This window comes from Facklamia sp. P12955 (assembly GCF_050409565.1).
Taxonomy (GTDB): domain Bacteria; phylum Bacillota; class Bacilli; order Lactobacillales; family Aerococcaceae; genus Facklamia.
Genome location: NZ_JBNUPF010000022.1, coordinates 1 through 12,214, shown reverse-complemented (window position 1 = coordinate 12,214; position 12,214 = coordinate 1). Strand labels below are relative to the sequence as shown.

13 protein-coding genes are annotated in these 12,214 nt (G+C 36.4%); 12 read left to right on the top strand and 1 reads right to left on the bottom strand.

All coding sequences use genetic code 11. The features are described from left to right. Positions 1–149: 149 nt before the first annotated feature. On the bottom strand, positions 150–746 hold the full coding sequence (locus ACQV2G_RS06970; RefSeq protein ID WP_428876443.1) for a hypothetical protein: 597 nt from the start codon (positions 744–746) through the stop codon (positions 150–152). 178 nt (positions 747–924) lie between these two features. Here ACQV2G_RS06970 and ACQV2G_RS06965 point away from each other — a divergent pair, with 178 nt between their 5' ends. The 12 genes from ACQV2G_RS06965 to ACQV2G_RS06910 form a co-directional block, all read left to right on the top strand. After that, positions 925–1,653: a LytR/AlgR family response regulator transcription factor gene (locus ACQV2G_RS06965; protein ID WP_428874109.1), complete on the top strand. Its 729-nt coding sequence runs from the start codon at positions 925–927 to the stop codon at positions 1,651–1,653. After that, entirely contained in the window at positions 1,646–2,374 is a 729-nt protein-coding gene (locus tag ACQV2G_RS06960; RefSeq protein ID WP_428874110.1) for a sensor histidine kinase, read from the top strand. The genes ACQV2G_RS06965 and ACQV2G_RS06960 overlap by 8 nt, the downstream gene beginning before the upstream one ends. A gap of 76 nt (positions 2,375–2,450) precedes the next feature. Beyond that, positions 2,451–4,271 (top strand): ABC transporter ATP-binding protein, encoded by a 1,821-nt coding sequence (locus ACQV2G_RS06955; protein WP_428876442.1) that lies wholly within the window; start codon positions 2,451–2,453, stop codon positions 4,269–4,271. Next, positions 4,271–6,085 (top strand): ABC transporter ATP-binding protein, encoded by a 1,815-nt coding sequence (locus ACQV2G_RS06950; RefSeq protein ID WP_428876441.1) that lies wholly within the window; start codon positions 4,271–4,273, stop codon positions 6,083–6,085. Before ACQV2G_RS06955 ends, ACQV2G_RS06950 begins: the two co-directional genes overlap by 1 nt. Positions 6,086–6,574: 489 nt before the next feature. After that, the gene (locus tag ACQV2G_RS06945; RefSeq protein ID WP_428876462.1) at positions 6,575–6,820 is read left to right on the top strand and encodes a transporter substrate-binding domain-containing protein; all 246 of its coding nucleotides are present in this window, start codon (positions 6,575–6,577) and stop codon (positions 6,818–6,820) included. Between the two features lie 5 nt (positions 6,821–6,825). After that, positions 6,826–7,062, top strand: coding sequence for a hypothetical protein (locus tag ACQV2G_RS06940; protein WP_428874113.1), 237 nt, complete (start codon positions 6,826–6,828; stop codon positions 7,060–7,062). Positions 7,063–7,281: 219 nt separating this feature from the next. Further along, positions 7,282–7,605: a hypothetical protein gene (locus ACQV2G_RS06935; RefSeq protein ID WP_428875528.1), complete on the top strand. Its 324-nt coding sequence runs from the start codon at positions 7,282–7,284 to the stop codon at positions 7,603–7,605. A gap of 215 nt (positions 7,606–7,820) precedes the next feature. Next, positions 7,821–8,195, top strand: a complete 375-nt coding sequence (locus ACQV2G_RS06930) for a hypothetical protein (protein ID WP_428874115.1) — start codon at positions 7,821–7,823, stop codon at positions 8,193–8,195. A gap of 449 nt (positions 8,196–8,644) precedes the next feature. Further along, positions 8,645–9,985: a type I glutamate--ammonia ligase gene (glnA, locus tag ACQV2G_RS06925; RefSeq protein ID WP_428874116.1), complete on the top strand. Its 1,341-nt coding sequence runs from the start codon at positions 8,645–8,647 to the stop codon at positions 9,983–9,985. Between the two features lie 111 nt (positions 9,986–10,096). Then, positions 10,097–10,564, top strand: coding sequence for a GNAT family N-acetyltransferase (locus ACQV2G_RS06920; RefSeq protein WP_428875530.1), 468 nt, complete (start codon positions 10,097–10,099; stop codon positions 10,562–10,564). A gap of 4 nt (positions 10,565–10,568) precedes the next feature. Next, complete coding sequence (locus tag ACQV2G_RS06915) at positions 10,569–11,378, top strand: hypothetical protein (RefSeq protein WP_428875532.1); 810 nt, start codon at positions 10,569–10,571, stop codon at positions 11,376–11,378. A 133-nt stretch (positions 11,379–11,511) separates the two neighbouring features. Beyond that, positions 11,512–12,214: LysM peptidoglycan-binding domain-containing protein (locus ACQV2G_RS06910; protein WP_428876439.1), on the top strand; the 703-nt coding region annotated here is incomplete at its 3' end.

Genomic DNA, 12,214 nt, shown 5'->3' with positions numbered 1-12,214 from the left:
GAATAATTAGTAGCCTAAAAGCAAAACAGTTCGAATAATCGCTTGAAGGGGTAACTGAGAAGAGGCGATTTGACAAAGATTTAATTTAAAAAATACTAAAACTATAAAAGAAGTTAGACTAAAGTGTCTAACTTTTTTTATAGGAGAGACTATTTTTTCTTAGCATTCAAGTCAATCGACCCAACTAAATAGGAGCGGCAATCAGGATTATTTGATAGCTTCATAATTTCATTATGCGCAAAGGATTGATTAAAATCGTACAGAAAGTCATTGTTTTTAGTTTTGTAGATATTCAATCCATAAAGTAATAAGAAGGGGTTGGGTTGTAAACTTTCCCCCTTAATCATCATTGTAAATAAAGTTAAATGAATAAATAGGTAGGCTAATACAGAAGGCCATGTGAATGACTGAATCATATAGACCGTCGTCACATTGGAAATCAAAAAAGAGACGGGTTGACCATTGATATCGGTGATTTTATCTTTGGTAAAGTCTTCTATATGATATTGGTCTTGCTGAATATAGGCTTTACGGGCGTATTGCTTTTTCAAATGGGCATAGAGCCATCTACTTAAAAGACCTAAAACGAATAGGACCACGAGGACAATCAATATAACATGAAAATGATTGAGCTTGTATTGATCAAAGTTACTATAGAGTATTTTTAACGTGAACAAAATAATTGATAGGGACATGGAGCTGATATAATAGATAATTTGATAAAGTCTTGGTAAGTCTTTTAACATACTATTCCTTTCTTTTGCCAAAGTAACGTACATAGTTAGTAAACCATAATATTTAATAAAATAAGAATGATATGCTTCAATCAAAACAATTACTGTTTAATTTTTAAATGTGTAATCGTTTTTAATATTTTTATGATTATTTGCTATAATAAGAGAAAAATGACGACGGAGGGTAGTTATGCGTATTGTTCAAATAGTCCTAGCAGAGGATGAAGCGATTCAACGAAAAAACATGACGCGGATGATTGAAGCAGCGTGTCAAACACTCCATATCAAGCCGATTATTACTTGTTATGAATCCGCCGAGGCTTTTTTATTTCATTTAGAAGACCATCAAGAATGGCAAATCGCTTTTCTCGATATTGAAATGGCTGAAATCAATGGCATGGAATTAGCCCATCAATTAAAAGAAAAGGCCCCTTATTTAAAGATTATTTTTGCTACGGCTTATGCGGAATATGCTGTGGAAGGCTACCAAGTAGATGCGCTAGATTTTTTGTTAAAGCCGATTAATACAACAGCAATAGAGCGAGCGCTTTCTAAATATCTGCTGATTCAACCGAAATCTGAACGTTTTCTGGTTGTTGAAGACCTGATAGGAAAGCAATATGTCTTGGAACTTGATGATTTGATCCTGGTTGAGGTTAATAAACGTGAGTTGCGGTTAGTGTTATTAGACCAAGAGCTTTTTATAACAGGGGCCTTAGCTCGTTTTAAAGAGGACTTAGACCAACGGTTTGTAGCACCACATCGTTCTTATTTAATTAATTTGAATCATGTTGAGAGTATTGGGAAAGAAGAAGTCATTCTTTCTTCTGGTGCAAAGGTTCCTCTCTCGCGTCGCTCAGTTAAGACAATTCAAAAGGCTTTTATCGAACATTATAAAGGAAGTGCCTTTTATGGTTAAAGCGTTAGTAAGTTTAGTGCTTTTTGTTTTATTGCTGAGTCTGTGGTATATCTACCGTTTAAGACTGGATTTGCGTTTTCATCAAATTCAGCAAAAGGAATTGGATGACTATGCACTGGAAGTCGAGTCAATCTACCGGCAGATGCGGGGTATCCGGCATGATTACCGCAACCATCTTCAAGTCATTCAAGCCTATTTAACCAGTCAAGACTATCAAGCCTTGGATCAGTATCTGCAAGAACTGACGAATGAAATGAATCAAGTGGATACGATTATTCGGACCGGAAATACCTTAATTGATGCCTTGGTTAATACCAAGTTGACTCGGGCTCAAGCAAAGGGAGTCGACGTTCATGCCAATGCAATCGCCCCTAAAAATCTAAGTATTCATTCGACGGATTTAGCCGTTATTTTAGGGAATTTATTAAACAATGCACTTGAAGCAACCATTCATGCAAAGGATAAGCAGCCGGCCTTTATCCGTTTATACATTGCCCCCTTAAAAAACACTTTTTATATCAGCGTTCAAAACTCCATGGCTCAAAGACCCAGACAGAACTTCTTATCTTTAAAAGCGCTCAACCGGCAAGGCTTTGGGTTAAAACGGATTGATGCGGCAGTCAATAAAAATCAAGGCATTGTTAATAGACAATGGGAAGAAGGGGTTTTTGCGACAGAAGTTACCTTGCCTTTGCAAAATGACCACTCATGTCAAAATTAGAACCATTGATGCACTTTCTGTTTTGAAGGTGCATTTTCCTTCTATAATATTGTCAAGAAAAGGAGAGGTGATTGCAATGAGAGACCGCACCCATACTTTAAAATTTTTAGTCACTCGTTTGTGGCAATTTGATCAATGTTTTTTCTTTTATTATTTCCTCGATATTGTATTAAGAATTATGACCCCCCTTTATCAACTATTTGTATCGGTCCATCTTATTTCTATATTAATGAAAGAAAGTGACCTCTTATCCTTTTCAAAGCAAGTGTTAGGAGTCATCGGTGGATTAATTGTTTTGGAAGCTTTAAAAACATTTGTATTGACTACCATAGAAAAGCATAGAGTATCATTTCACATACATATGTTTAATGATGTTTTTGCAGAAAGAGCAAGATTGGATTATCCTCTGTTAGTCGGGTCAGATGCCGCTAAACTCTTTGATAATGCGTCACGGTGTTTAGACCATAGTGAGGAAGCATTGGGTGGTATCATTGCGAACTCTGCTGAAGTGATGATTGCCTTGCTATCCGTTTTAATCTACATCAATGTTTTAGCTCAACTGTCTAGTATCTTTCTCTTGTTACTGGTCGTGATGATCAGTGGCTTATTGGTAATCAAGCATTTCCAAAATAAATTATTAAAGGCTAATCGTCCCCTTCATGTCAAGAATAATACGAAGTTTAGCTATTTGAATCATACGATGGGAGATCAACGAGTGGCTAAAGATGTTCGACTCTATTCCATGAGCGCTTGGTTTAAGGACATTTTCGATCAACTTTGGGCAGACTATGAAAGGATTGTGCGCCCTGAGAATAAATGGAAACGGATTGAAGGGCTCTATGTAATGGGCATGCTAGTGATCATGATGGGCCTTGCATATCATCAAAGTGTGCAAGAGATTCGAGCAGGCCAAATGGAGCCGTCAAACTTTTTGATTTATGCGAGCTTGGTAACCATGATGGCAAGCAGTTTAACCAACTTTATTAATGCGAGCGCCACCTTTTTCTTACAAAATGAAAAGTTAATGGCTCTGTATTATTATTTTAACCAGAGACCCGTCTTGAACCACCAGCCGCACGAAGCAATACCACAAGAAATTAAAACAATCGAGTTTCGTAATGTGACCTACACTTATCCGAATGCGAACCGACCGATTATTAACAACTTCAATTTAAAGATTCATGCTAATGAAAAGCTAGCTATCGTGGGTGAAAATGGAGCAGGCAAAACCACTTTAATTAAATTAATGCTAGGACTTTTAAAACCCGATCATGGTGAAGTATTAATCAATGGCATTGATCGAAGTAAATTTGCTATTGAAGATTATTACCGCCTGTTTGCGCCTGTTTTTCAAGATAATTATCTTTTTACGTTTACGATCAAAGACACTATTCTTCAAGGATATGAGGAAGATGCGCTTCGTTACCACCAAGTGCTCAATCAAAGTGGTATGGCTAAAGTGGTGGCCAGTTTGCCTCACGGCGATCAAACTGCCATTGTTCGTGAAGTAAATAGTGAAGGCATGCAGTTATCCGGTGGACAATTACAAAAATTAAAGTTAGCGCAAGCTTTATACAAAAAGGCTCCAATATTAGTGCTTGATGAGCCGACAGCGGCTCTTGACCCGATTAGTGAGAGTGAAGTCTATCAGAATTATTTAGCCTTTTCGAAAGGGAAGATCGCCCTGTTTATATCCCACCGTCTAGCCTCGACCCAATTTTGTGAGCGAATTATATATTTACATAAGGGGCAAGTAGCAGAAGAGGGAAGTCACAAAGACTTAATGCAAGAAAAGGGCGCTTATTATCATATGTTTGAAACGCAAGCTTATTATTATCGGGAGAAGATCACAGAGCCTGAGAGTGAAGAACTTAGTGAGCAAGGAGGATTAATCTAATGACCAAGCGCCAATTATTTCTAAGAACATTTAAAGATATCTGGCAATACGGTAAGCAAGGGCTTCTTTATAAGTTAGTAATCAGTATTTTTTCTAGTGCCATTCCTTTCTTAAATTTCATCTACATTGCTCAAATCCTAACTCATTTAGCAGCCAAAGATTTCGACCACGTCTATCAGCTAATTGCTCAATACCTCGTGCTCTTTTTAATTTTAAATGCGCTGGTCCATTGGTTAAAACCAATGGTCGACAAAAAACATCAAGCCATACTGCGTAAAATAACGGCTTTACCTAACGAAAAATTACTGGTCATGAATTTCCACTATGCGGATGAGGCGACGATTAAGGAAAAAATCCACCAAATAAACCGTGATCAAATTCAAAATGCTTCCAGTTTCAAAGTTATTTATCATAACACTTACTTATTAGTGGAAGCTCTCGTTCAAATTGTTTTTGCCCTTATTCTTTTAACGCCTTTGTGGCAATTGGATAAAGGGTATCCTTTCAATTGGTTTCACCCCTATAGTTTAAATGGTATACTCATTGTTCTTATTATAGTAGTCATCACGCTTCAGACAATTTGGTCTCAAAAAACCATGCAAGGAGTAGACGAGTTATCCGGTTGGTTACTTAAGACGAATAATGCCTTTAATTATTTGGCTCATAACCTGAGTGAAGTAGAAGCTGGGAAAGAAGTGAGACTGTATCATTTACAAGATAAAATTAAACAGCATACGCAAAGGTATTTGGATGAATATAAGGTGTTTGAGAGAGTGTACTATGGAGGCTTTGGTAAAGTTCGCTTAATCAACAATGTGGGTTCACAACTTGTCACCGGAGCCATTTATTTATTAATTGGGGTACGTGTTATTTCTGGGAATTTATCGGTAGGCTTGGTTGTTCAAATGATTGGAGGGATCAACCAATTGATGGTGTCTTTGATTGAAGCCATGGCGTTTTTAAACATTTTTGCCCAAACAGCTCCCATGCAAAGGTACTATGAATTAATGGATTTACCTGATGAAGAAGCCAGAGGTTCTCTTCCGATTGAAAAAAGACTGGATAATGATTACCAATTGACTGTAAAGAACCTTTCTTTCACTTTCCCAGGTGCTGATCAAGCAACCTTACAGGGTATTACTGAAACGTTTGAAGTGGGCAAACACTATGCGATTGTTGGAGAGAATGGATCCGGTAAGACGACATTCATAAAAGTGTTGATGCGACTTTATGAACCTACTCAAGGAAAAGTTCTATTGAATAAAATTGATGCCGATAAATACGCTTTAAAAGAATTTTACCAATTATTCTCCGTAGTTTTTCAAGATTTCCGGTTGTTAGGACTTTCTATGGCAGAAAATATTGCAGTTCGACCAGATTATGATCGCCATCAAGTAAATAATGCGCTTAGAGAACTAGGTCTGAACGATTTTGTAGAAACGCTTGATAGAGGAATTGAAACATATTTAGGCACGGAGTATGATCCTGAGGGGGTCCATGTTTCTGGTGGGCAGGCTCAAAAAATTGCCATGGCCCGTGCCATATATAAAGATGCGCCAGTTTTTATTCTAGACGAGCCGACGGCAGCCTTAGATCCGGTGGCTGAATTTGAAATTTACCAAAATTTTTCCCAAATTGTAAGGGATAAAACAGCCTTCTATATTTCCCACCGTTTGTCTTCTTGCCGCTTTTGTGATGAAGTTCTCGTTTTTGATCGAGGACGAATTGTTCAAAGAGGTAGTCATGAAAACTTGGTTCACCAAGAAGGTAAATACAAGGAGTTGTGGCAAGCACAAGCACAGTATTATCAGTAAACAGTCACAGACATCTCTTGTTTTTGAGATGTCTGTAGTTGTATAGTTTTCGTTTTAAATAGTTGCCTTAAGTAACTCTTGTTCAGAATGATGGAAGGAAAACGCGTTGAAAAGTTTAGGCCCTGCACCCATCCAAACAGGATAGGAAGCACTATTAGCTGAAAATCGTTCATTGCTCAGAGCGAAGTTGATTTTTATTGGCCTGTTAAAGGTAAATTTATTTTTAATATCTAGTCGCTTATATTTTTAATATAAAGAGAGTTTTAAGCAATATCATCATATTAGTATTATAATATAATAATGTAAAACTTTTGATGTTGATTAAGATTCATTATGCAATTATAGGATAAGAAGTAATAATGTGAAAAAATTGTTCAACCACTGATAAAAAAGTGGCCGGTTTTAGCCACACTATTAATGAGTGTAATAATAAGTGGATTTACGGTTAATGCTCAAAATAAATAGCCATCCAACCAAGAAACCTATTCTATTATAACTGCTTCTGATTATGCACCTTTTGAATTTACCGATGATGAAGGTAATCTTAAAGGAATTGACATTGAAATTCTCGAAGCCATAGCTGAAGAAGCCGGCTTCAAGATTGATTATAAAATTATGCCTTCTTCTGGCCTGCAAGCCTTAGAAAGTAATCAAGCAGATGGGATGATTGCTGCTATGGGTATAACTATGAAAGAAAAGAGACCTTTGATTTCTCAGACCTTTATTTTGAAGTAGGCTCGATGTTTACAGTGAAAGAAGATTCGAAGATGGTGGGCGATATTTTGGAAGTTATGCCAAATTTGGCAAATGATGGAATGACCATGGTGGTAACCCACGAGATAGGCTTTGCCCGCGAAGTGTCAGACCGAGTGATCTTCGTGGAAGAAGGCTATGTAATTGAAGATGCCGATACCAATCTAATTTTTAAACATCCTGCCAAAGCCAGAACCAAAGAGTTCTTGGATAAGGTGTTATAATCAATTGCGACTCAGTCTAATTATAGGCTGAGTTTTTAATTGTATCTAACTAGTATATTAAGACGTGTACCTTCTTGAAAATAATATTGTTTAGGAAGATTTAAATATGCAACCCTTAGACCAACTCCACAAAACTATTGCAGACCCAATGAATCAAGCGTATAGTAAAAAAGGTGTTCTGCCACTTTATAAATAATGTAAGAGGAAAGATTAGTCATTGTGAAGCAAGCCCCAAGCAAAAACCAGAGGTCTGTCCCCTCTTTTGGAATGATCCCAGTATGTCTGGTCCAAGCCTTTGTTGCTGCGGCAGCAGCAACGGCTATTTTAGAACTTTTAATTGCTTATGGGGTGGAAGAAGTTATAAGTGCGGGCTGCTGTGGGACTTTAGAAGAGATAGCAGAAAATACTTTTTTAACTCCTTTTAAAGCCTTGCGAGACGAAGGGACTTCCTATCATTATCAAGAAGCTACTCGTTTGGTTGAAATGAATCGTCATGCTTTAAAAGCGATTGAACAGGCCCTATCCTACCACCAAATGTGTTAATAACTTTGAAGACAGACGGACTCTACCGTAAAAGGAAGGACATGGTGGCTCATCGCAAGGAAGAAGGGTGAGCTGTAGTTGAGAAGATGATTCCTTTGATGATGCTCTCATTCTTTGATGAGATGCTGTGATGAATCTTTGATGAAAGATACTTTCGCCTTTTTAAGACTTACTTTAGCTTGTGATATAATTAAACGAAATAGAGGAGGAATAATATGCAGGTAAAGATTACAAGAAATGCTTATTTTATGGGGGGATTAATGCCCCTAACTGTCTATCAGGATGGCAAGTCAATTGGGAAAATACATACGAATGAGACAATCACTCTTGAGGTAGTAGAAGGTTCAACTATAGTTGTTAAGCAATTAGGGATGAGAAGCAATCCCCTAGAGGTCAAATCGGGTGATTATATAGAGATTTCAGGTAAACCCTGGTTAGGTCTTCTTCAAGTTGTTCTTCTAATTAGTTTTCTTTTTTTATCATATATTTCAGACAATACTTTTAAAATAATTAGTTATTTTATACTACCGATTCTCTATTTTTCCTCCGTATTTTTAATTGAAAATTTTAAGCTGGAGAAAAAGAAATAAAATCATCCTGTAATTTAGGAACTATTTTGCTATTCCATTTATAGATAATGAGAATCTAATGGCATCAATTATGCAGCTGATCGATGATTTATAGGCGAAAAAACAGGCTAATTGAATCATTATCTTGAGCTGTGTTTCAATCCTATTAAGCATAATGCTGATAAAAGTAACTCTAAGTATGAAGTTAAAAAGATCATTAAAAATAAGCGATTTCTAAGTGTCAAACTTCTGACAGCTCCAAGATGTCTTTTCTTATCCCGAGTCCAAATACTTTAGAAGTTTTGAGTAATAACTCCATTTATTTTAAGTCCCCCTTATAGAAAGGAGAAAAATAAGTGGATTTATATTTCTGAACGTTCGGAAATTCAACTTAAGAAACTTTAGATTAAAGTGAAACAAGTCCCAAATAGAGGACTATAATGAGCTTATTCTTATCTTAGGAGGCAATTATGTCACAAAACAAATGGACACGCGCAGCGATCTTACAGGATATTAAGGAACAAAAGGTTCAATTCATTCGTTTAATGTTTACCGATATTATGGGGAAAATTAAAAACGTAGAAATTCCAGTCTCACAAATCGAAAAAGCTCTTGATAATAATATGACTTTTGATGGTTCCTCCATTGATGGTTTTGTTCGGATAGAAGAAAGTGATATGTATTTGGTACCGGATTATGATTCTTGGTTAGTTTATAATTGGAAAGAAGGAAGCGGTAATGTTGCTTCTTTAATTTGTGATGTGGAAACAGCCCATCGTCAGCCCTTCTCAGGTGATCCGAGAACTAACCTGAAAAGAGTGCTTACTAAAATGCAAAAACTAGGTTTTACTTCATTCAACTTGGGGCCAGAACCAGAATTTTATCTTTTTAAAAATGATGAGAATGGGAATCCCACCATGGAATTAAATGATAAGGGAGGCTATTTTGACTTAGCTCCGATTGATTCAGCAGAAAATACTCGTCGTGATATTGTTTTAGAGTTAGAAGACTTAGGGTTTGAGATTGAAGCCAGTCACCATGAATGCGGACCTGGCCAACACGAAATTGATTGGAAATATTCAGATGCTTTAACAGCTTGTGATAACATTCAAATTTTCAAATTAATTGTTCGCTCAGTAGCCCATCGTCATAATATGCACGCATCCTTTATGCCAAAACCGGTTTATGGTTTGGCAGGTTCAGGTATGCACTTTAATCTGTCTTTGTTTACAGAAGATGGTAATGCTTTTTATGACCCGGAAGGTAAAGAGGGGCTTTCGCAAACAGCTTATTATTTCATTGGTGGTTTAATGAAGTATGCATCAGCTTACACAGCTATTGTGAATCCAACTGTTAATTCATACAAGCGCTTAGTCAGTGGCTATGAAGCGCCTGTTTATATTGCCTGGTCTGGTCAAAACCGTTCACCATTAATTCGCATTCCAGCTGCGCGTGGTAATTCTACTCGTATCGAAGTTAGAAGTGTAGATCCTTCAGCTAATCCTTATTTAGCCTTAGCTTCACTATTAACAGCTGGACTAAAAGGGATTGAGGAGAAAATTACTCCTCCAGCAGAAGTACGTGAAAATATTTATGAAATGGATCAAGAAAAACGTATGCTTAAAGGGATCTATCAGCTCCCAGCTAGTTTAAAAGAGGCTGTGAATGCACTGAAGACCAGTCCAGAAATAATGGAAAGTTTAGGTGAACATATCGCCAGTAACTTTATTCGAGAAAAAACATTGGAATATGAGGATTATTTAAAAAATGTTTCCCAATGGGAACTGGATCGATATTTTGAGACCTATTAATAGAGGTAGAGAAAATAAGGACTTAGCATTCTTTATTGCTTAGTTCTTATTTTATTGTTAAAATCAATAAGTAATTAATAAGAGCGCATCCATTAAAATAGGAGGGCTTAAATGACATGGAAAATAAAACAATTTAATGACTTGAGCACTTACGAACTTTATCAAATATTGCAATTACGGTGCCAAGTATTTGTGGTTGAGCAAAAGTGTCCCTATTTAGACATTGATTATTTAGATATAGAGGCTGATCATTTATTCCTTGAAGAAAATGGGGAAATATTTGCCTATTGTCGATTATTAGCTCCTGGGGTGAGTTTTGAAGAAGCATCAATTGGTCGTGTTTTGGTAAAAGAAGATCAACGGAATCAAGGCTTATCTTATCAAATAATGGCTAAAGCTATTGAATTTCTATTTAATCAAAAAAATTATCCTTCGATCAAGCTATCCGGTCAAACTTATTTGATCGATTTTTACAAGGGCTTAGGCTTTCAACCAACTAGTTCAGCTTATCTTGAGGATAATATTGAACACATTGATTTACTGTTAAATAAGAAACTTCATAATGGAGAGAAGGAATGAAAAAATGAAAAAAATGATATTAAGTTTAATTGCAACCGTTGTGCTATTGCCACTAGTCAATCCTATTGATGCTGAGGATGACCAAACAACAGTGGAAGTAACTAGCGAGTATGTATCAAAAAAAGATGACCAAGCAATTATTGAATTTTTACCACAGGCTTATCTTGAAGCTAAGATGGAAGTAAGTGATGAAATTGAAGCCTTTAAAGAAAAATACAGAGAGTTCCGTTTAACGGAAGTCTATCAGGACCTGCTGAAAGAAGACCCGGAAGTTGAGAATTTTACCGGTTATATGTCGGTTGCTTTAAATCAGCTAAACAGTATAGTGGATCAAACTTACCTAGTTTATTTGAGAAACTACCAAGAGCGATTGGCTAAAATCGAACAAGATTTTGAGTTGGGACAATTGCAATTAACAGAAGAAGTTGCCAAGTTTGTTTCGGATTATTCTTTAACAGAGCCTGAGAAAGTAAAAGCTAAAGAATATAGTCAAGAGGAATTATTAACTCATTGGAAAAATTATGCCTATTACCAGCAAACATTAGACTTGGATAAACAAATGGAAAGTTTGTATCAAAAACATTTTGATAATCTTGCTTCATTGCCTGAAGACCAGCAAACTTATGAGGCCAATCGTGATAAAATTCAAGATATGTATCAGGAATTCGTAGATCAATTAGAATTTGCTGACCAAATTAAAAAAAGTGATTTGACTAAGATCAGTGAGTCGCAGGAGACGCTTAGTGATTTATTAGAACAATTAAAAAACATATCGCTTGAGGATGCAATTAAAGAGCAAAAGCTTTTTGAATAAATAGATTTTTATAGCCAGTTTTACTGGCTTTTTTATTACAAATATTACGAATGCGTATTATTCATTATTTTTACACAATGATATGATATACTTTGTAAGTGAAGTCAACCGAATTAATAAAGGAGGATCCATAATGAGACACAAAGCAATCAAGACAAGCCTATTGTCTATTTCAATGTCAGTATTAGCTACAGTAGCAGTTACTCAAATAGATAACTTACCAAGTGTTTATGCCCAAGAAAGTAATTATGCAATCGGAAGTTATACGGTACAGGCCGGCGATGGAGTTTATCGTATCGCGGTTAATCATGGAATGACTATGGATGAGTTGAAGGAATTAAATGGTTTAACTAGCAACCTAATCCATCCAGGAGATGTACTGAAGGTATGGGTGAAGAATGCTCATTCAGTTGTAGAAAATCAGGCAGATATTAAAGAGGAGACAACAGAAACAAGTCCGACAATTAATCAAAATGTTTCTACTAATCAACCAGCAGTATTTGTATCTCATGCAAAAACTTACACCGTACGTTCAGGCGATTGGTTAGCTAGAATAGCTGACATGCATGGGATTACGGTTGCGCAATTGAAGTCTTGGAATAATCTAAGAAGTGACTTAATTCATCCAGGCAATGTTTTGATTGTGGCAAAAGGTGAAGCATCAAGTCCAGCACCAACACCAGAAAAGCCGGCTGAACCAACACCAGAAAAACCAAGCACACCGACAGTAAGCAAAACTTATACGGTAAAACGAGGCGATTGGCTAAGCAAAATAGCTAATATGCATGGGATTACGGTTGCGCAATTGAAGTCTTGGAATAATCTAAGAAGTGACT

Bases quoted from the DNA above. Each gene is read 5' to 3' on its own strand.
- ACQV2G_RS06915 (WP_428875532.1), top strand. From the start codon at position 10,569: ATGAAAAAAATGATATTAAGTTTAATTGCAACCGTTGTGCTATTGCCA.
- ACQV2G_RS06950 (WP_428876441.1), top strand. From the start codon at position 4,271: ATGACCAAGCGCCAATTATTTCTAAGAACATTTAAAGATATCTGGCAA.
- ACQV2G_RS06930 (WP_428874115.1), top strand. From the start codon at position 7,821: ATGCAGGTAAAGATTACAAGAAATGCTTATTTTATGGGGGGATTAATG.
- glnA (WP_428874116.1), top strand. From the start codon at position 8,645: ATGTCACAAAACAAATGGACACGCGCAGCGATCTTACAGGATATTAAG.
- ACQV2G_RS06940 (WP_428874113.1), top strand. From the start codon at position 6,826: ATGTTTACAGTGAAAGAAGATTCGAAGATGGTGGGCGATATTTTGGAA.
- ACQV2G_RS06970 (WP_428876443.1), bottom strand. From the start codon at position 746: ATGTTAAAAGACTTACCAAGACTTTATCAAATTATCTATTATATCAGC.
- ACQV2G_RS06920 (WP_428875530.1), top strand. From the start codon at position 10,097: ATGACATGGAAAATAAAACAATTTAATGACTTGAGCACTTACGAACTT.
- ACQV2G_RS06960 (WP_428874110.1), top strand. From the start codon at position 1,646: ATGGTTAAAGCGTTAGTAAGTTTAGTGCTTTTTGTTTTATTGCTGAGT.
- ACQV2G_RS06965 (WP_428874109.1), top strand. From the start codon at position 925: ATGCGTATTGTTCAAATAGTCCTAGCAGAGGATGAAGCGATTCAACGA.
- ACQV2G_RS06955 (WP_428876442.1), top strand. From the start codon at position 2,451: ATGAGAGACCGCACCCATACTTTAAAATTTTTAGTCACTCGTTTGTGG.